Consider the following 19,717-nt stretch of genomic DNA (forward strand, 5'->3'; position numbering starts at 1 on the left):
AGCAGAGGCTATTTTGCAAAACAAGATAGCTAACAATATTTTTCCAAATCTTTGCAGGATTTTCATTATCCACTCTCTAAATAGAGCAATATGAGAACTTTATTACGAAGGGATGTTTTTCATCATGGTTACAAATCGAGTTGTTTTTTTAACAGGTGCTGCAAGTGGTATTGGATATGAAATGGGAAACGCTTTTGCAAAAGAAGGTGCAAAAGTCGTTATTACCGATCGTCTTGAAGAACGTGCAAAAGAAGCTGCTGAACAATTGCAAAAAGAAGGCTTTCAAGCTATCGGATTAAAATGTGATGTTACATCCGAAGAAGAAATTAAAGCTGCAATTTCTCAAACTGTTAATCATTTCGGTTCATTAGACATATTAATTAATAACGCAGGCATGCAACACGTTTCACCAATTGAAGATTTTCCGACCGAAAAATTCGAGCTACTAATTAAAATTATGCAAATCGCTCCTTTTATAGCAATAAAGCATGCCTTCCCAATCATGAAAAAGCAAAAGTATGGTCGTATTATTAATGTCGCATCCATTAATGGCCTCGTTGGATTTGCAGGGAAATCCGCCTACAATAGCGCGAAACATGGTGTAATTGGATTAACAAAAGTTGCCGCTTTAGAAGGCGCTACTCATGGAATTACCGTTAACGCGCTTTGTCCAGGCTATGTCGATACACCTCTTGTACGCAATCAACTACAAGATTTAGCTACGACACGAAATGTACCACTTGAAAATGTGTTAGAGGATGTCATTTATCCACTTGTCCCACAAAAACGCTTATTACAAGTACAAGAGATTGCTGATTATGCGATGTTTTTAGCGAGCGAAAAAGCAAAAGGTATAACTGGTCAAGCTGTCGTTATCGATGGTGGTTATACTGCTCAATAAAAAATAAAGTTTGCTCACGAAGAGCAAACTTTATTTTTTATTGCGAGGATCATCATACTGTAGTAATTGCCGTGGTAACTTCTCTATTGCAACAATTACCCCATCTAATTTACTTTCAATACGGTGGAGTAAATATAATGTTACAACAATTGGAAACCCTACATTACCTATCATCTTGATCCACTCTTCCATCTTTTTCTCCTCCTTTCATTATATAAATAAGAAAAAAGAACACATTTAGGCATAGAAAAACAAGCTATTATGTATTAGCTTGTTTTTCAAATAATGATGCAATTTCCCGTTTATAATCCCCGCGTATAATACCTTGCTCAGTAATAATACCTGTAATTAATTCATTCGGTGTTACATCAAATGCAGGATTATAAACAGTAGTTCCAACTGGTGCCACCTGTTTCCCAAAAATTTTCGTAACTTCTGTTTCATCTCTTTCTTCAATAATAATTTCTGCACCTGTTTGTTTCGTAATATCAAATGTAGATAGTGGAGCTGCAACGTAGAACGGGATATCGAAATACTTTGCTAATATAGCTAAATTCATCGTTCCGATTTTATTTGCTGTATCCCCATTTGCGACAATTCGGTCCGCTCCTACAATAATTGCGTTGATTTCTTTCGTTTGAATAGCATGAGCTGCCGTATTATCTGTAATAAGTGTTACATCGATACCTGCCTGTTTTAATTCCCAGGTCGTTAAGCGACCGCCTTGTAAAACCGGTCTCGTTTCACATGCATATGCATGTAAATGTACACCTTTTTCTTTCCCAATATAAAACGGTGCTAATGCAGTACCATATCTAGCAGTTGCAATACTGCCAGCGTTACAAATTGTTAAAATGTTATCACCGTCTTTAAAGCATGTTAATGCATGTTCTCCAATACTTCGGCATACCGCTTCATCTTTTTGCTGAATACGAAGCGCTTCTTCTTCTAATATTTTTTGCGCTTCTTTTATTGTAGTAATTTCTTGAATAGATTCTCTCATACGATCGATTGCCCAAAATAAATTGACTGCTGTCGGGCGTGACGTCCCTAAATAATTACAATCTCTATTAAACTTCTTTTGAAATTCTTCAATATGTAAAGTAGTATATTTTTTTGATGCAAGCGCCAATCCAAATGCAGCTACAATTCCAATTGCAGGTGCTCCTCTTACTTCTAGCATGACAATACTTTTCCATACCTCTTCAATCGTCGTTAATGTTTTATATTCTGTGCTATGCGGCAGCTTTGTTTGATTTAATACTGCAATGGCATCACCTTTCCAACTGACAGACCTCGGAATCGTAACAACTGTACTCATGCTTTTACCCCTCCAGAAACTGTCTGTTGAAATAATGTTCGGAACAGTTGAATATCAGCGTTTTTAGATTCATATTTTATTAGTTCTTTACCTAAGGATAAAGCTTGTTTCTTGGCTTGAATTCTCTTTTCTTTATTTGCTATTTCATCTAAATCAGCTACATGTGCTAAGCCAATTGTTCTTCGGATAAGCTCACATCCAGCAAATCCGACCACATCCGTAAAAATATTTTGCAAAATAATCGGCAACCATTGTTTCTCTTTCGTATATGCTTCTACACCTTCTCCAATCCATAACTTCGTAAAAGTGTCTACGAAATAGCTCCATGTTTTCTCAATATGGAAAAATAGCACACTTCTCTGTTCTTCCTCTCTAGATAGAGCATTTAATAATAGATTTGCAATAAATTGCCCGATGTCAAATCCAAATGGACCGTACGTTGCAAATTCTGGGTCAATCACTTTCGTTTCAGAAGGTGATGAAAAAATACTTCCAGTATGTAAATCTCCATGAATGAGTGCCTCTTTTCTCGTTAAAAATTTATATTTATATTGCGCTACTTTTAGTTTTAAAGTTTTATCACTCCATAGTTCATCTACAGCCAATTGTAACTCCGACTCATAATCATTCGTATCGTAATGCCCAAACGGATCTGTAAACACTAAATCTTCTGTAATTTTGCAAAGGTCTGGATTTACAAATGTACCTTCTAGTACCCTTTTCTCTTCTGACTGTAAACCAAAATCTGAAGTATAAAATAAAACATTCGCTAGAAAACGACCGATATGCTGGGATAGAAGTGGATACTCTTCTCCATCTATTAATCCTTTTCTTGTAATAGTTAATTTTGATAAGTCTTCTATGATTGTTACTGCTAATTCTTCATCATGACTATACACTACCGGCACATATTCCGGCACATACTTTGCAAAAATTTGCAGCGCCTTACTTTCAATCGTCGCTCTTTTTATAGACAACGGCCAGCTCTCACCAACTACTTTCGCATATGGTAGTGCTTGTTTTATTATAATAGACTTCTCTCCATCATCTAATTTGAACACGTAATTTAAATTTCCATCTCCAATTTCATGACAAACTACATTTGCTTTCTTTTCAAAATAGCCATGTTCTTTCGCATATTGTACAGCGGTTACTTCTGTTAATGAATAATATCCCATCGTCTTCTCCCCCTTTTTTTAATTCAGAGGTTTTTCTAACACAGAAAAACCTCTTTCCACTAAGAAAGAGGTTTGAAGTTTATCTTCTCCCCTCTTATCTGCCAGAAAGTTTTACTTTCTGCTGGAATTAGCACCGTGCCTTTTGGCGTCATAAACGCCCCATTTCACAATGGTATTACGGTCGGTTGCTGGGCTTCATCGGGCCAAATCCCTCCACCTGCTCTTGATAAGAGTTGTATAATTTTTTAGAATTTTTAACTTTATGTTGAAGACTATACCAAGAATAAAAATCACTTGTCAACATTTTATTTGTATAATTCTGGACGTCGATCTGCAAAAACTGGAATTCCTTTGCGTACTTCTTTAATTTTCTCGAATGTAAGCTCTCCAAATAGAATTGATTCTTCTTCATTCGCTTCTACAACAACTTCACCCCAAGGATCGACAATTAAAGAATGGCCAGCAAACTCATTATTTGGATCCTTCCCTGCCCTATTACATGCTACAACATAACACTGATTTTCAACTGCTCTTGCTTGTAATAGTAAACGCCAATGCGCTAAACGAACTAATGGCCATTCAGCTACAACAAATAAAACTTTTGCACCTTTAGCAGTATGAACGCGCATCCACTCCGGAAAACGAATATCATAGCAAATGGTGCCGGCGCACTCTACATCATCTAACTTAAATTCACCAGTACGATTTCCAGCGATTAAATATTTATGTTCATCCATAAGCTGAAATAAATGCACTTTACTATATTCATTGACTAGTTCTCCTTTATTCGTTACAACATACATTGTATTTGTAACACCTTGTTCCGTTTGCTTTGCTATAGAACCACCAACAATATGTACACCATATTGTTTCGACCATTCTATCAACTTTTCTTTCGTTTCCAATCCATCCCTATCTGCAATTTCAGAGAGTCTCGTTAAATCATAACCTGTTGTCCATAGTTCTGGTAAAACAATAACATCTGGTCTTTCTTTCATCGCTTCACTTATTTTATTTTTAGCATTCTCAATATTTTTTTCTACATCTCCAAAGACAATATCCATTTGAATACATGCGACTTTCATTTTTTCAGCCCCATTCTTATTTTTTTCTTTACAAAATACTGGAAAGATTATATCATTTGTCACTAGAATTGTAACAACTTTCAAAAGAGGTGGAAAGTATGAAATCATTTCAACCTTCTGAGATAGTAACATCATTGCCAACACAATTTTTCGCTTCACTTGTTGCAAAAGTTAACAAAGTTGTAGCAGCTGGTCACGATGTTATTAATCTAGGTCAAGGTAATCCAGATCAACCAACACCGCAGCATATCGTAAAAGCTTTGCAAGATGCTGCAGAAAAGACCATTCATCATAAATATCCGCCATTTCGCGGACATGAAAGCTTAAAAGAAGCCGTGGCAACATTCTATCAACGTGAATATGATGTAGTAGTAAATCCGAAAACTGAAGTTGCTATATTGTTTGGTGGAAAGGCTGGATTAGTAGAATTACCAGTTTGCTTTACAAACCCTGGTGATACAATTCTCGTTCCCGATCCAGGCTATCCAGATTATTTATCAGGAGTTGCTTTAGCGAAAGCACAATTTGAAACAATGCCGCTTATTGCAGAAAATAAGTTTTTACCAGATTATACAAAAATTGACAACTCTATTGCCGAGCGTGCAAAATTAATGTTTTTAAACTACCCAAATAACCCTACAGGTGCTACTGCATCAAAAGATTTTTTTGATGAAACGATTCAATTTGCTAATAAACACAATATATTGGTTGTTCATGATTTTGCCTATGGTGCTATAGGGTTCGATGGTCAAAAGCCAGTTAGTTTCTTACAAGCAGACGGTGCTAAAGATACAGGAATTGAAATTTATACTCTATCGAAAACTTTCAATATGGCTGGGTGGCGTATCGCTTTTGCAGTAGGGAATGAAAGTGTCATTGAAACCATTAACTTATTACAAGATCATATGTATGTTAGTATTTTTGGTGCAGTTCAAGATGCTGCCCGCGAAGCACTATTAAGTTCGCAGTCTTGCGTAATAGACCTTGTAAATAGTTATGAATCTCGAAGAAACGCTCTTATTTCAGCTTGTCACTCAATTGGTTGGAATGTAGACATTCCAACAGGATCATTTTTTGCATGGCTTCCTGTTCCAAAAGGATATACTTCTGAGCAATTTTCTAATATTTTACTAGAAAAAGCACATGTCGCAGTTGCTCCTGGTGTTGGATTTGGTGAGCATGGTGAAGGGTACGTCCGCGTTGGTCTCTTGCATACAGAAGATAGATTACGAGAAGCCATTAATCGAATCGATAAATTAAATTTTTTCAAAAAGTAATTGACAACATGAAAAATATCTGACAAAATTCAGTTATCTTAAAAATTTAAACATTTCTAAATACTTCTTATCAAGAGCAGGTGGAGGGACGAGCCCGACGAAACCCGGCAACCGATCTACAATTGTAGACACGGTGCTAATTCTCGCAGCATTACGCTGACAGATAAGGAGCTGGTTGTAAAAAAACCTCTCCTTAGCTGAGAGGTTTTTTTATTTAACTAGGAGGTTATAACAATGAGCGGAATTATAGCGACATATTTAATCCATGATGATTCACATAACTTAGAAAAAAAAGCTGAGCAAATTGCACTCGGTTTAACAATTGGCTCTTGGACACATTTGCCACATTTATTGCAAGAACAATTAAAACAACATAAAGGCAACGTCATTCATGTTGAGGAATTAGCTGAACATGAACATACCAATTCGTATTTACGTAAAAAAGTAAAACGCGGAATTATTAAAATCGAATATCCGTTATTAAATTTCAGTCCGGATTTACCAGCAATTTTAACAACTACATTCGGAAAGCTATCACTTGATGGCGAAGTAAAATTAATTGACTTAACTTTTTCAGACGAGTTAAAAAAACAGTTTCCTGGTCCAAAATTCGGGATAGATGGTATTCGAAATCTTTTACAAGTACATGATCGTCCCCTTTTAATGAGTATTTTTAAAGGAATGATTGGACGAAATATTGGGTATTTAAAAACGCAATTACGCGATCAAGCAATTGGTGGTGTAGATATCGTAAAAGATGATGAAATATTATTTGAAAATGCATTAACACCACTTACGAAACGCATCATATCTGGAAAAGAAGTTTTACAATCCGTATATGAAACGTACGGACATAAAACGTTATATGCCGTAAATTTAACAGGACGAACTTTTGATTTAAAAGAAAATGCGAAACGTGCAGTGCAAGCTGGAGCCGATATTCTATTATTTAACGTATTCTCTTACGGACTAGATGTACTACAATCACTTGCAGAAGATGATGAAATCCCAGTTCCTATTATGGCACACCCTGCTGTAAGTGGTGCTTATTCTGCATCTAAGTTATATGGAGTTTCATCTCCATTATTACTCGGAAAGCTGCTACGTTATGCTGGGGCTGACTTTTCATTATTCCCATCTCCATACGGAAGTGTTGCGCTAGAAAAAGAGGAAGCTCTTGCTATCTCAAAATATTTAACTGAAGACGATGCATGTTTCAAGAAGAGCTTTTCTGTTCCTTCTGCTGGTATTCACCCTGGTTTCGTTCCCTTTATTGTACGAGATTTCGGTAAAGATGTTGTGATTAATGCTGGTGGCGGAATACATGGACATCCAAATGGGGCGCAGGGCGGCGGTAAAGCTTTCCGTGCTGCAATTGATGCTACTTTGCAAAATAAACCACTCCATGAAGTAGATGACATAAATTTGCATAGCGCACTACAAATATGGGGAAATCCCTCTCATGAGGTGAAATTATGAGTATTCAAATATTTTGTGATTTCGATGGCACGATTACAAATAATGATAACATTATGTCCATTATGGAAAAATTCGCACCACCAGAAGCTGAAGAAGTAAAGAATAAAATTTTATCACAAGAGCTATCTATTCAAGAAGGTGTTTCTCAATTATTTCAATTCATACCTACTAATCTGCACGATGAAATTATTCAATTTTTAATAGAGACTGCTGAAATCCGTAATGGTTTTCATGAATTTATACAATTTGTAAATGAAAATAATATTTCCTTTTATGTTATATCAGGTGGAATGGATTTCTTCGTCTATCCACTCTTACAAGGACTCATTTCGAAAGAGCAAATTTACTGTAATAAAACAGATTTTTCAAATGAATACATTACGGTGAATTGGCCTCATCCTTGTGATCATCATTGTCAAAATCATTGCGGATTATGTAAATCATCACTCATCCGTAAATTAAGTGATACGAATGACTTCCATATTGTAATTGGAGATTCAATTACTGATTTACAAGCTGCGAAACAAGCGGATAAAGTGTTCGCTCGTGATTTCCTTATTACAAAATGTGAGGAAAATCATATTTCTTATACACCATTTGAAACATTTCACGATGTTCAAGCTGAATTAAAACATTTGTTGGAGGTGAAATTATGAAACAACTTTTTCGTCAATGGTATGACTTAAGCGAGATAAAAAAAGAATTAACGACACGAAATTGGTTTCCAGCAACGAGTGGTAATATTTCTATAAAGGTTAGTCATGAACCACTCACTTTTCTCATTACAGCAAGTGGTAAAGATAAAACAAAAACGACTCCAGATGATTTTCTATTAGTAGATCATCTAGGTGTTCCCGTATTAGAGACTGAATTACGCCCTTCAGCAGAAACAATCTTGCATACACATATTTATAACAATACGAATGCCGGGTGCGTCCTTCATGTTCATACAACTGATAACAATGTTATCACAAATTTATATAGTGATGCAGTCACACTTCAAAATCAAGAAATTATTAAAGCTCTCGATATTTGGGAAGAAGATGCAACAATTCACATTCCTATTATCGAAAACCATGCTCATATCCCAACGCTTGGAGAAAACTTCCGCAAGCATATACAAGGAGATTCGGGGGCAGTATTAATCCGTAACCATGGTATTACCGTATGGGGCCGAGATAGCTTTGATGCAAAGAAAAGATTAGAAGCTTATGAGTTTTTATTCCAATTTCATATAAAACTATTATCAATTCAAGGAGGCGTTTCTAATGGCGCAAATTCGTATTCATGAAATAAATACTCGCATTGAAAATGAAGTGGAAGTATCAAAATTTCTACAAGAGGAAGGCGTTTTATATGAGAAATGGAATATTTCCAAACTTCCTACTCATTTAAAAGAAAATTACTCATTAACAGATGAAAACAAAGCTGAAATATTAGCTGTGTTTTCAAAAGAAATTGCTGATGTTTCAGCACGCCGAGGTTATAAAGCACATGATGTAATTTCACTTTCAAATAGCACACCTAACCTTGACGAATTATTAATTAATTTTCAAAAAGAACACCATCATACTGATGATGAAGTTCGCTTTATTGTTAGTGGGCATGGCATCTTTGCCATTGAAGGGAAAGATGGGATATTCTTTGACGTTGAACTTGAGCCAGGCGATCTCATATCTGTTCCTGAAAATGCAAGACATTATTTTACCTTGCAAGATGATCGTCAAGTTGTAGCTATTCGTATTTTTGTTACAACTGAAGGCTGGGTTCCAATCTATTAAGGTAGTTAGTTGAATAAAAGGCCTTGGACCCCCTTTTCCAACCTTTTATTCACTCTACATATATACATCCTCCTATGGAACAGGCTTATTTCATTTTGAAATAAGCCTGATTTTTTATGGTTCTAACCGTATTATTCCTTCTTTTCAGTACAATCTCTCCCTTCAATTTTTCAAGTATATTTATTAAGACTTTTTGAACATTTATTGAACTTTTTTTGAACTTTTTCTGAAAATTCTGTTTTATGTATGATATACTACAATTAACTAAGAAGGAAAAGAAAATCGCAAACAGAGGGGGAGAATCATGAGTTTACTTATCGCACTTATACTAGGGGTTACGTGTGGAGCACTTCCTATTATTCTAGGAGCTATTATGGAAGAGTTAGAAGTTGGTGTTTTAGGTTTTGTTGCATCTTGTGTAAGCGCTTTACTTTTTGGTTTATTCGGTGCTATTCCTGTTTCAATTCTCTGTGCATTTTATATAGTACGCCATGCTCGTACAAAACAATTCGGTCCTAATCACATCGCGCAAGTTATTCCATTCCCAATTGAACGATGCCGCCGGGCTTCTAGCTTATAATTACAAAATTAAAAATAAAAGTCCTCAAATGAGGACTTTTATTTTTTTTCTTCTAGAAATTGAAACAATTCTTGTAGGTGCAAAGCGTCTTCACTATAGCTAACAGATACATGATATATACCATCAATCTCCGCTTCCATGTAAAGGTCAACTCCATCTCGATCATATTTCAATGCCAAATAAAATTCCATTTCTTCTAGCATCTTTTTTGAAGTTCGAATAACATAATGCCCTTTCTCATCTCTTCCATATTCGAAATTCGGTTCAAAATCATATTTTTGTTTAAAAGCTTCTTTTTGTTTTTCATTAATTTGTATACATGTTGCTCTTTGTACAGTATCAATCATCTCATCAAATTTTTGAAGATCCATCTCATTTACCCCCTTACATATTTTTTGTATAACACTTGTGTTCCGCTATTTTCTTCCCCATCTTTTATTAGCTCTTCATACAATTCCTTCGCCAAACTTAAACCTGGTACTGGTAATTGTAATCTTTCAGCCTCATCTAACGCGATCTTCATATCTTTCATAAAATGCTTTACATAAAAACCTGGTTCAAAATCTCCCTTTAACATTCGAGGAGCTAAATTACTTAATGACCAGCTACCTGCTGCTCCCGTTGAAATACTCTCCAATACTTTATCAGGATCTAATCCAGCCTTTTTCGCATAAGCAACAGCTTCACATACTCCAATCATATTAGAAGCAATCGCAATTTGATTGCACATTTTTGTATGTTGTCCACTTCCAGCAGGCCCTTGCAACTGAATATTTGTTCCTAGTTTTTCAAATAACGGTAAACATCTATCATATATTTCTTTCTCTCCACCGACCATAATTGCGAGTCTTGCTTCTTTCGCACCAACGTCTCCTCCAGATACAGGTGCATCTAACGTATATACATTCTTACTTTTACCAGTTTCATTAATACGTTTTGCCAATGTTGGTGTAGATGTCGTGAAATCAATTGCAATCGTGCCTTCATTTGCATTCTCCAAAATTCCATCTATCCCAAAGTACACTTCTTCTACATCATGTGGATACCCAACCATAGTCATTACAACATCAACTTGCTTTACTAACTCTTTCGGTGTATCACACCAATTTGCACCATCTTGCACTAAAGAGTCTGTTTTCGATTTTGTTCTATTATATATATATACTGTATGACCGTCTTGCATGAAATGACGCACCATACTTTTTCCCATTACACCAATACCAATGAAACCAATTGATACATTTTTATGTTTCATTTTCTCATCCCCTTTGTTCTAATAAATCACTTACCATCTTTCGGAAATCTTTATTGAAGTCATCATCCATACTATTTTTCACATTTGAAAATAAAATAACAAAAATCCCTTTTTCTTTATTAAAATTATTGAAAGTGTTCCAACCAGATAGTACACCATGATTATGAAAATAATCCGGATATATGTAAAAACTAAATGCATATTTTCGTTCTGTTGAAGGTGAAAACATCGCTTGTATACTTTGTTCAGAAAGAAGTTTTCCATTTATAATTGCTTCGTCTAATTTCTTCATATCTCCAACTGTCGTATACATCTCACCACAACCATATAGCCAATCCATGCCTACCTTCTGCGCTGGTACAAGCTCTTGATTTTTTTTCACATAACCCTTTGTAAAATTTTTATCTCCAGGTACCATATTTCCCATACCAGATTCATGCATATCTGCTTTTGTAAATATATTTTCTTTTATATAATCTCCTAAAGGTTTTTTCGATATATGTTCTATTATATAGGCAAGCACCATATAATTATAATCTGTATATCTCCAACCTGTTCCTGCAGGAAATTCTAAATTTTGACGTCCAATCCAATTCATTAACTGTAAACGGGAAGCAGCATTAACATTGCCTTTTGCGTGTTCAGGTAAACCAGAGGTATGCGTTAATAAATGATATAACGTAATATTTTTATTCTCCGGAAATGAAGGAATATATTTATTTACATTATCTTGAATATTTAGCTTACCTTGATCCTGCAGTTGTAAAATAGATGTAGCCACAACTGTTTTCGTAATAGAACCGATACGATATTTTGTGTGAGGCGTATTTTCTATTTTATTTTGAACATCAGCATACCCATATCCTTTATTCAATATAACATGCTCTTTGTCTGTTACCAAAACTGTTCCATTGAATTGCTTTCCGACTAAATATTGATCTAATTTTTGAGATATGCTAGCGTAATCAATTTGCTTTTCTTTTTTTTCTTCTTCTATATTCTCTTGTACTTCTGATTCAACAGCAGGATTCACCTTAGTTGTTAATTCTTTATTTTCCTTTATATTAGAATTATAGAGAAAATAGTATACTCCTCCACAAACTACTGCACATATTGAAACTATCATCATTATTTTTTTTATCATTTTGTTCCTCCATAATTCCTTCGTTCAAAATCCCCCCTACACTCTATTATCAAGTAATAAAAAAAAATCGCAACAATTTGTTGCGAAAAATCACTTTTTTTCTTTTCTATATACACACACTTGATTTTTCCCATTTTTTTTCGCTTCATATAATGCAATATCCGCTCGTTGCATTAATTCTTCTCTTGTAATCCCTTTTTCATATAATGCAACTCCAAAGCTCGCTGTTAATTTCGAAATTCCTGAGAATTGCTTTGTTTCAATGAAAAATCGTAATGATTCCGCAACTTGAAATGCTTCTTTTTCTACTGTATTCGTTACTAAAATAATAAATTCTTCTCCTCCCCACCTAGCAAATACATGTTGCTGCTCCACTTTAGATTTCATGAGCTCTGCAAGCTCAATTAATGCTAAGTCACCAAAATCATGGCCATACGTGTCATTTACTGCTTTAAAATTATCTATATCAAATAAAATAAGTGCTATGTTTTCATTATTACGCATCGCATTATCCCATTCTGCCTCGAGTATTTGTTGGAATTTCAAACGATTATAAATCTCTGTTAACGAATCTATCATAGCAAGTCTTTCTTGTTCTTGATAGATTTCATCTAATTCGGTAATCTCTGTACACTTCACAATAAATCTTGATAAATCTTCTGGCAATGGTGTCGCACGCAATAAAAAAGTTGACACTTCCCCTTCATAGTTGGACATCTTAATTCGTCTATCATATGATAATGTATCATCTAACCATGTTATATCATGAGTTGTTGAATAGTATCCATTTTCTCTAATAAGATGTTCAGCAAATACTAAATGTTGCTCACGATAAGCAAACAAATTTTCATATCCGAAAAACTCTAAAAAATTTGTATTACAATCAACAATCTCATCGTCTTCTACTATAAATAATAGATCATTTCGAAAATCAAACATCGTTTGAAGTAGTTCTTGTTGCAAACTTACTTGCCGCACTAAAGAAAGCTGATATAAACTTTTATTTACTTCCTCTAACACCATTTGCGGAGTCACAGGGGCTATCACAATATTACGTATTCCTAACGTAAGCACCTCTGCAAACTCGCTTGTTATTTGTTGATCCCAAATGACAATAAATATACTCTGTGGATTATACATATTCTTTATATATTTTATTTGAGAAAAATCTGTTACATACATAATTACAATATGTGGTTTAGTCCTCTGAAATAATACTTCTCCTTCTTCAAAACTATTTGCTATAAACATACATTTTGGATGGATATTTTCTATCGTTTGTTGATGTGTGCATCCATTTTCTATATAAAGGACATTTAACTGAAGATCTTGTAATACATTTTGGAAAACCGTATTCTCTAATAAAAAATGTAGTATGTTCATCACTAGTCTTCACTCACTTCATATATCTTGTTCTACAGAATTCCTCACAAACATTTTATAAAAAACTGTTCTCTAAAAACTTTAATGAGTGAGGGATACATGTTAACAAGCTAATTGAGAATGTTATCTTTGCTTTTTCACTCTATAAATTCCTTTTTTAGTGTATGATTATAGGAATTGTATCGTTTGTATGAATGCCCTAGCTTCCGCTTGAAAACTTGACAATTAAAATAAAGATATTATATTCTTAAATTCGATAACTTACAAAATGTAAGTAGAATATATTACATGTATTTTTTTCATAATTTGATATGTAATTTGGAGGATATATAATGACAAACGAAAACTTTTTTAATGTTTTATATGAACGCACATCTACACGTGCATTCAACCCAGAGAAAGAAATTTCATCTACAGAGTTACACGAGATTTTAAAGGGAGCTGCTCAAGCACCTTCTGCTTGGAATTTACAGCATTGGAAATTCCTTGTATTCCAAGGTGAAGATGTACAGAAACGATTACATCCAATTGCTTATAACCAACAACAAATTCTTGATGCTTCTGCTGTAGTCGCTATTTTAGGTGATTTAGAAGCTTATAAAAACGTTGAACCCGTTTATGGTCCAATTGTAGAACAAGGATTTATGAAAGCAGAAGCAAAAGAACGCTTAGCTAAAAATATTGAGTCTGCATATGCCCGTGAGCAATTCCCAAGAGATGCAGCCTTTTCAAATGCATCTTTAGCAGCAATGCAACTTATGCTTGCAGCTAAAGCAACTGGCTGGGATACTTGTGCGATTGGTGGTTTCAACCCACAAGCACTTACAGAAGAATTCAATGTTTCATCTCGCTACGTACCAATTATGCTTATTACAATTGGGGAATCAACTTTAAAAGGCCATCCTGCACCACGAATGAGCGTAGAACAAGTGAGTGAATGGGCAAAATAATAAAGTGAAACTTGAATCAGTGTGAGGGTCTTACTGCCCTTTCATACGAATAAAAAAGAAACGAAGGTAATTTCATTACCTTCGTTTCTTTTTTTATTCTGTCACACATCCGTAATACTAAAATGTATGATTCGACATCCACACATAAAAAACAGTAAATTTCATGCTATTCGCATACATATAAATGACGTTTCGTGTCGAATTTTGTTAAAGTATCGAAATATAACCGTGTGTTTTTGTTACAATTATGATACAATGATAACAAATAGATAACAAGAGAGGGATTTTCATTGAGTTCATACGGAAGCTTTATTGCACTTTTATGTTACATAGTAACTGTACTGCTTCTATATTTTATTGGCGATGCTGCAAATATTTCAGTTTTACAATTTCCAAAAGAAGAAGCATTCCAATTAGAATCAGAAAAACATACTGCACGATCCATTGTACCGCTACTGTTAGCTCTTCCTGTATATATCATCGTTTTATATAAAAGCAAAAAAGTGTAAAGGCTACCTATTTCATTCATTTCGGTGGTCTTTACACTTTTTTGTGATATCTATCCTATTTTAAACATCATTCCGTAATAAACACCCAGCTAGTCTTTTAAAATGAGAAATTCCCCTAGAAAAAATTCCACTCTCTGTCCAGTCACTCACTACCGAACTTACATAGATTATAAGTGTGAAGGGGGTGATGAGGATTATGTTTGGATCATTTGGATGCTGTGATAACTTTAGAGACTGTCATCATCATGAAAGAGAGTGCAGACATCATGAGAAAGAGAAAGAGAGAGAAGTAGTTAGACCACAACAACCAGCTGTATGTAACGTACTTGCTAGCATTTCAGTTGGAACAGAGCTTTCTCTATTAAGCGTTAAAGGTGTTGGATCTTTCAACAATGTAATTTTTGAAGGTTTCTGTAACGGTGTTGCTCTTTTCTCTGCTTTAGCTCGTAATGACAAAGATAACAAAGATAACAATAAAGACGATAAGCACAATCAAAACCGAAATACTTTTACTGGTATTTTACGTGTATGCCCAGCTGATATCGTTGCTGTCGCTATCTAATTTTGTTCCTTATCTTCAAGAGTAAGAAAATAAGTTTTACTTTTCTCATAGAAAAAACCTGAGACCGATTTCAAATCGACTCAGGTTTTTTTATTGATTATATACTTTTAACTAGTTCAACAACTTCTTCAGCAGTTGACATCATTAATGCTTTTTCTGCTAATGTTTCCATTTCTGCTTTTGACAACTTGCTTAGTTGTGTTCTTGCAGGAAGAATAGATGTTGCACTCATACTGAACTCATCTAAACCTAATCCTAATAATAATGGGATAGCAAGTGAATCGCCCGCCATCTCACCACACATACCAGCCCATTTGCCTTCTTTATGAGCAGCATCGATAACCATTTTTACAAGACGTAAAATAGATGGGTTATATGGTTGGTATAAGTAAGATACTTGTTCGTTCATACGGTCTGCAGCCATTGTGTATTGAATTAAGTCGTTTGTTCCGATAGAGAAGAAATCAACTTCTTTTGCGAATTGATCTGCTAATACTGCTGAAGCTGGGATTTCAACCATCATACCAACTTCAATAGAATCAGAAACAGTTGTACCCGCTTCTACAAGTTTTGCTTTCTCTTCTAATAAGATCGCTTTCGCTTGACGGAACTCATCAAGAGTTGCAATCATTGGGAACATAATTTTTAAGTTACCGTATACGCTAGCACGAAGTAATGCACGAAGTTGTGTACGGAACACATCTTGCTCATCAAGACATAAGCGAATTGCACGGTATCCTAAGAATGGGTTCATTTCTTTTGGTAAATGTAAGTATGGAAGCTCTTTATCTCCACCGATGTCAAGTGTACGAACAACAACAGGTTGACCTTCTTTTACACCTTCAAGAACTGCTTTATACGCTTCGAACTGCTCTTCTTCTGTTGGAAGATTGTCACGGCCCATGTATAAGAATTCTGTACGGTATAAACCAACGCCTTCTCCGCCATTATCGATAATACCTTGTACATCATTTGGTGTTCCGATATTTGCAACAAGCTCAACGTGATGTCCATCACTTGTTACAGTAGCTTGGTCTTTTAATTTTGCCCATTCAGCTTTTTGCTCTTCAAATTTCGCTTTCTTTTCTTCAAACGAGCGAAGAGTTTCTTCTGATGGATTAACAATTACTTCTCCATCTAAACCATCGATGATTACGATATCGCCGTTTTGGATTTTCTCCATAACAACTTTCGTACCAACAACAGCTGGAATTTCCATAGAGCGAGCCATAATTGCAGAGTGAGATGTACGTCCACCGATATCAGTTGTAAAACCTTTTGCATACTTACGGTTTAACTGAGCTGTATCAGATGGTGTTAAATCTTCAGCAATAATGATTACTTCTTCAGAAATTGTACCTGGATTTGAGAAGTTAATGCCTAGTAAATGTGCAAGAACACGTTTTGTTACGTCACGAATGTCCGCAGCACGTTCTTTCATATATTCGTTATCCATGTTTTCAAACATAGAAATAAACATTGATGCAACTTCATCCATTGCAAATTCAGCATTTACTTTTTCGCTATTTACTTTATCTTTTACTGGGTTTACTAGTTCTGGATCATTTAACACTAATAAATGTGCTTCAAAGATCGCAGCTTTGTCAGCACCTAGCTCAGCAAAAGCGTGGTCCTTAATAGCTTCTAATTCAGTTTTTGCTTTCTCAAGCGCAGCTTCTAAGCGTGCAATTTCTGCAGCTTCGTTTGTAATTGATTTCTTTTCGATGTTAAATTCAGGATTTTCAAGTCTGAAAGCCTTTGCAATAGCAATCCCACTTGATGCAGCGATCCCTTGAATGTTAAGAGTCATTATTCTCCTAATCCTTCGTTTTTCATAGTTTCTTCGATAGCTGCTAGTGCTTGAGCTGCATCATCACCATTTGCAGTGATTTTAATTTCCGCGCCTTGTTGAATACCTAAAGACATAACGCCCATGATTGATTTTAAGTTAACGTTCTTTCCGTTATACTCTAAGTTAATGTCAGAACCAAATTTGCTTGCAGTGTTTACAAGTAGAGTTGCTGGACGTGCATGAATTCCTGAGTCGCTAGTTACTTTAAAGATTTTTTCCATGATAATTTATCTCCTTTAAATTACAGTATTTTTTAGTTGTATAGACGTGAGTACTACATCATCTATTGTATATAATAGGCGATGTTCGGTCAACCACATCGCCTATTATAATTATAAACATTTTGCGTCAAATTCCTACTGAATGTCAATAATAGCGTTTTCGCCCTTCTTAACATTTCCATCTTTTTTCAATTCGACTTGTTGCCCTTGTTGTAAATTCGTAAATACAATTGGTGTAATGATAGATGGTGCATTTTCTTTTACAAATGCAAGATCTACTTTTAATAATGGCTGTCCTTGTTTCACTTTGTCACCTTGCGCTACAAGTGCTTCAAAACCTTCACCATTTAATTTTACAGTATCAATACCGAAGTGGATTAAAATTTCTTTTCCGCCTTCAGATTGAATACCAATTGCATGTTTTGTAGGGAATACGTTGACAATTTCACCGTTAACTGGAGAAACTACTGTTCCTTCTGTCGGCTCAATTGCAAATCCGTCCCCCATCATTTTTCCTGAGAATACTTGATCAGGTACTTCTGTAATTGGTAGGATTTTCCCTTCAATTGGTGAAACGATTGTTTCGTTTTCATCAACTTTTTGAGGAGCTTCTTCTACTTTTACAGGCTCTTCTTTTTCAACATGAGGTGTACGACCTGACATAATATCGTGAATTTGTGATTTTAATGTGTCAGATTTCGGTCCAAAAATAGCTTGAATGTTATTTCCAACTTCAAGTACACCAGCTGCTCCAAGCTCTTTTAAACGATCTTTGTTTACATTCTTTTGTTCGTTAACTTGAACACGTAAACGAGTAATACAAGCGTCTAAAGAAGCAATGTTTTCTTTACCACCAAGTGCTACTAGTACTTCACGAGGAAGTTCACCAGCTTCTGCTTTCCCTGCGCCGTCATTCGCATTTGTTACTTCACGACCAGGTGTTTTTAGATTCCATTTACGGATTGCAAAGCGGAATCCGAAGTAGTAAATAACTGCTAGTACAAGACCAACAACAATTACCCACCACCATGCCGTACGGCCTGGTAGTACACCGAATAATAGGAAGTCGATTAAACCACCAGAGAATGTCATACCAATTTTAACACCTAAAATTTGCATTGTCATAAATGATAGACCAGCGAATACAGCGTGAATTCCGAATAATACTGGTGCTACGAATAAGAATGAAAATTCAAGTGGCTCTGTAATACCTGTTAAGAAAGATGTTAATGCAGCAGAACCTAAAATACCAGCTGCTAATTTTTTGTTTTCTGGACGTGCTTCATGGTACATTGCTAAAGCTGCTGCTGGAAGACCGAACATCATGAACGGATACTTACCAGTTGTAAATGTACCTGCTGTTAATTCTACACCGTCTTTTAACTGTGCCATAAAGATTTTTTGGTCACCACGAATTAATTCGCCAGCCGCATTTGTATACTGACCGAATTCGAACCAGAACGGTGAATAGAAAATGTGATGTAATCCAAATGGAATTAATGAACGTTCAATTAAACCGAAAATAAATGCTGCTAACGTTCTATTTGCATCAATCATTTGATGTGAGAACGTGTTTAAGCCACCTTGAATGTATGGCCAAACGAAGCACATGATAATACCTACTATTAAAGAGAATGTTGCAGTTGCGATCGGTACGAAACGCTTACCTGCAAAGAAACCTAAGTATGATGGTAATTCAATGTTGAAGTATTTATTATAGCAATATGCCGCTACTATACCGACGATAATACCACCAAACACTCCAGTTTGTAGCGTTGGAATTCCTAATACGTTTGCATACGCTGGATCTGCAAATCCAATTTTTACTGGGTCTGCTCCAGAACTTGTTACTTTCACTAGCTTATCTACTTCTAAGAACACACTCATCGTTTTGTTCATAATTAAGTAGCCAACGAACGCTGCTAAACCAGCTACTCCGTCTCCACCAGCTAAACCAATTGCTACCCCAACTGCAAATAATAATGCAAGGTTAGCGAAAATAATATCACCAGATTGTTCCATAATTTTTGCTACCATTACGAACCAATCTGCTTTTAATGCAGGAATAACATTTGTTAACTGTGGATTTTGAAATGCATTACCAAATCCAAGTAAAATACCTGCTGCCGGTAAAATCGCAACTGGAAGCATTAACGCTTTTCCGACTTTTTGAAGAACACCAAAGATCTTCTTAAACATGGAAACCCTTCCTCTCTTATCTATATTGATACCTTCCGAC

The 19,717-nt window shown here is 35.3% G+C and carries 21 protein-coding genes and 2 riboswitches; of the genes, 10 read left to right on the forward strand and 11 right to left on the reverse strand.

What is annotated here, in order from left to right; genetic code table 11:
* The first annotated feature begins 124 nt into the window (after window positions 1-124).
* Window positions 125-901: a 3-hydroxybutyrate dehydrogenase gene (locus tag MR070_RS01515; protein ID WP_242260420.1), complete on the forward strand. Its 777-nt coding sequence runs from the start codon at window positions 125-127 to the stop codon at window positions 899-901.
* A 30-nt stretch (window positions 902-931) separates the two neighbouring features.
* Here MR070_RS01515 and MR070_RS01520 read toward each other — a convergent pair whose 3' ends face one another.
* The 4 genes from MR070_RS01520 to MR070_RS01535 form a co-directional block, all read right to left on the reverse strand.
* The gene (locus MR070_RS01520) at window positions 932-1,093 is read right to left on the reverse strand and encodes a YvrJ family protein (RefSeq protein ID WP_000393333.1); all 162 of its coding nucleotides are present in this window, start codon (window positions 1,091-1,093) and stop codon (window positions 932-934) included.
* A gap of 67 nt (window positions 1,094-1,160) precedes the next feature.
* On the reverse strand, window positions 1,161-2,222 hold the full coding sequence (gene mtnA / locus MR070_RS01525) for an S-methyl-5-thioribose-1-phosphate isomerase (protein WP_000109059.1): 1,062 nt from the start codon (window positions 2,220-2,222) through the stop codon (window positions 1,161-1,163).
* Window positions 2,219-3,400: an S-methyl-5-thioribose kinase gene (gene mtnK / locus MR070_RS01530; RefSeq protein ID WP_044790714.1), complete on the reverse strand. Its 1,182-nt coding sequence runs from the start codon at window positions 3,398-3,400 to the stop codon at window positions 2,219-2,221. Before mtnK ends, mtnA begins: the two co-directional genes overlap by 4 nt.
* A 91-nt stretch (window positions 3,401-3,491) precedes the next feature.
* Window positions 3,492-3,633: riboswitch (SAM riboswitch) on the reverse strand.
* A gap of 72 nt (window positions 3,634-3,705) precedes the next feature.
* The gene (locus tag MR070_RS01535; RefSeq protein ID WP_025991622.1) at window positions 3,706-4,569 is read right to left on the reverse strand and encodes a carbon-nitrogen family hydrolase; all 864 of its coding nucleotides are present in this window, start codon (window positions 4,567-4,569) and stop codon (window positions 3,706-3,708) included.
* A gap of 14 nt (window positions 4,570-4,583) precedes the next feature.
* On the opposite strand from MR070_RS01535, the gene MR070_RS01540 reads away from it, so the two are divergent.
* The 6 genes from MR070_RS01540 (at window position 4,584) to MR070_RS01565 (ending at window position 9,602) form a co-directional block, all read left to right on the forward strand.
* The gene (locus MR070_RS01540) at window positions 4,584-5,762 is read left to right on the forward strand and encodes a pyridoxal phosphate-dependent aminotransferase (RefSeq protein WP_242260422.1); all 1,179 of its coding nucleotides are present in this window, start codon (window positions 4,584-4,586) and stop codon (window positions 5,760-5,762) included.
* Window positions 5,763-5,826: 64 nt separating this feature from the next.
* Window positions 5,827-5,932: riboswitch (SAM riboswitch) on the forward strand.
* Between the two features lie 64 nt (window positions 5,933-5,996).
* Window positions 5,997-7,241 (forward strand): 2,3-diketo-5-methylthiopentyl-1-phosphate enolase, encoded by a 1,245-nt coding sequence (gene mtnW, locus MR070_RS01545; protein WP_242260425.1) that lies wholly within the window; start codon window positions 5,997-5,999, stop codon window positions 7,239-7,241.
* Window positions 7,238-7,897 (forward strand): 2-hydroxy-3-keto-5-methylthiopentenyl-1-phosphate phosphatase, encoded by a 660-nt coding sequence (gene mtnX, locus MR070_RS01550; RefSeq protein ID WP_242260427.1) that lies wholly within the window; start codon window positions 7,238-7,240, stop codon window positions 7,895-7,897. The genes mtnW and mtnX overlap by 4 nt, the downstream gene beginning before the upstream one ends.
* Window positions 7,894-8,532 (forward strand): methylthioribulose 1-phosphate dehydratase, encoded by a 639-nt coding sequence (locus tag MR070_RS01555; RefSeq protein ID WP_000811326.1) that lies wholly within the window; start codon window positions 7,894-7,896, stop codon window positions 8,530-8,532. The genes mtnX and MR070_RS01555 overlap by 4 nt, the downstream gene beginning before the upstream one ends.
* Window positions 8,510-9,022, forward strand: a complete 513-nt coding sequence (locus MR070_RS01560) for a 1,2-dihydroxy-3-keto-5-methylthiopentene dioxygenase (RefSeq protein WP_139895626.1) — start codon at window positions 8,510-8,512, stop codon at window positions 9,020-9,022. Before MR070_RS01555 ends, MR070_RS01560 begins: the two co-directional genes overlap by 23 nt.
* A 304-nt stretch (window positions 9,023-9,326) precedes the next feature.
* The gene (locus tag MR070_RS01565; RefSeq protein ID WP_000054670.1) at window positions 9,327-9,602 is read left to right on the forward strand and encodes a hypothetical protein; all 276 of its coding nucleotides are present in this window, start codon (window positions 9,327-9,329) and stop codon (window positions 9,600-9,602) included.
* Window positions 9,603-9,640: 38 nt separating this feature from the next.
* On the opposite strand, the gene MR070_RS01570 is transcribed toward MR070_RS01565, so the two are convergent.
* From MR070_RS01570 to MR070_RS01585, 4 genes are all read right to left on the reverse strand, one after another.
* Window positions 9,641-9,973, reverse strand: coding sequence for a DUF3909 family protein (locus MR070_RS01570; protein WP_000365613.1), 333 nt, complete (start codon window positions 9,971-9,973; stop codon window positions 9,641-9,643).
* A gap of 5 nt (window positions 9,974-9,978) precedes the next feature.
* Window positions 9,979-10,857, reverse strand: coding sequence for an NAD(P)-dependent oxidoreductase (locus MR070_RS01575; protein ID WP_000681093.1), 879 nt, complete (start codon window positions 10,855-10,857; stop codon window positions 9,979-9,981).
* 4 nt (window positions 10,858-10,861) lie between these two features.
* Complete coding sequence (locus MR070_RS01580) at window positions 10,862-12,001, reverse strand: serine hydrolase domain-containing protein (RefSeq protein ID WP_000591952.1); 1,140 nt, start codon at window positions 11,999-12,001, stop codon at window positions 10,862-10,864.
* A gap of 90 nt (window positions 12,002-12,091) precedes the next feature.
* Window positions 12,092-13,384, reverse strand: coding sequence for a GGDEF domain-containing protein (locus MR070_RS01585; RefSeq protein ID WP_242260429.1), 1,293 nt, complete (start codon window positions 13,382-13,384; stop codon window positions 12,092-12,094).
* Window positions 13,385-13,716: 332 nt separating this feature from the next.
* On the opposite strand from MR070_RS01585, the gene MR070_RS01590 reads away from it, so the two are divergent.
* The 3 genes from MR070_RS01590 (at window position 13,717) to MR070_RS01600 (ending at window position 15,405) form a co-directional block, all read left to right on the forward strand.
* Window positions 13,717-14,334: a nitroreductase family protein gene (locus tag MR070_RS01590; protein ID WP_242260431.1), complete on the forward strand. Its 618-nt coding sequence runs from the start codon at window positions 13,717-13,719 to the stop codon at window positions 14,332-14,334.
* A gap of 290 nt (window positions 14,335-14,624) precedes the next feature.
* Window positions 14,625-14,843, forward strand: coding sequence for a hypothetical protein (locus tag MR070_RS01595; protein ID WP_000100487.1), 219 nt, complete (start codon window positions 14,625-14,627; stop codon window positions 14,841-14,843).
* Window positions 14,844-15,039: 196 nt separating this feature from the next.
* Window positions 15,040-15,405 carry a DUF3915 family protein gene (locus tag MR070_RS01600; RefSeq protein ID WP_000468018.1) on the forward strand — a complete coding sequence of 122 codons (366 nt, stop codon included), beginning with the start codon at window positions 15,040-15,042 and terminating at the stop codon, window positions 15,403-15,405.
* A 97-nt stretch (window positions 15,406-15,502) separates the two neighbouring features.
* Here MR070_RS01600 and ptsP read toward each other — a convergent pair whose 3' ends face one another.
* The 3 genes from ptsP to ptsG form a co-directional block, all read right to left on the reverse strand.
* Entirely contained in the window at window positions 15,503-17,215 is a 1,713-nt protein-coding gene (gene ptsP / locus MR070_RS01605; protein ID WP_000174221.1) for a phosphoenolpyruvate--protein phosphotransferase, read from the reverse strand.
* On the reverse strand, window positions 17,215-17,478 hold the full coding sequence (gene ptsH / locus MR070_RS01610; protein WP_000411079.1) for a phosphocarrier protein HPr: 264 nt from the start codon (window positions 17,476-17,478) through the stop codon (window positions 17,215-17,217). The genes ptsP and ptsH overlap by 1 nt, the downstream gene beginning before the upstream one ends.
* 135 nt (window positions 17,479-17,613) lie before the next feature.
* Window positions 17,614-19,677, reverse strand: a complete 2,064-nt coding sequence (ptsG, locus tag MR070_RS01615; protein ID WP_000473184.1) for a PTS glucose transporter subunit IIABC — start codon at window positions 19,675-19,677, stop codon at window positions 17,614-17,616.
* Window positions 19,678-19,717: the final 40 nt, after the last annotated feature.

It is taken from the genome of Bacillus cereus group sp. BfR-BA-01453 (genome assembly GCF_022662915.1).
In the GTDB taxonomy this organism is placed as follows: domain Bacteria; phylum Bacillota; class Bacilli; order Bacillales; family Bacillaceae_G; genus Bacillus_A; species Bacillus_A paranthracis.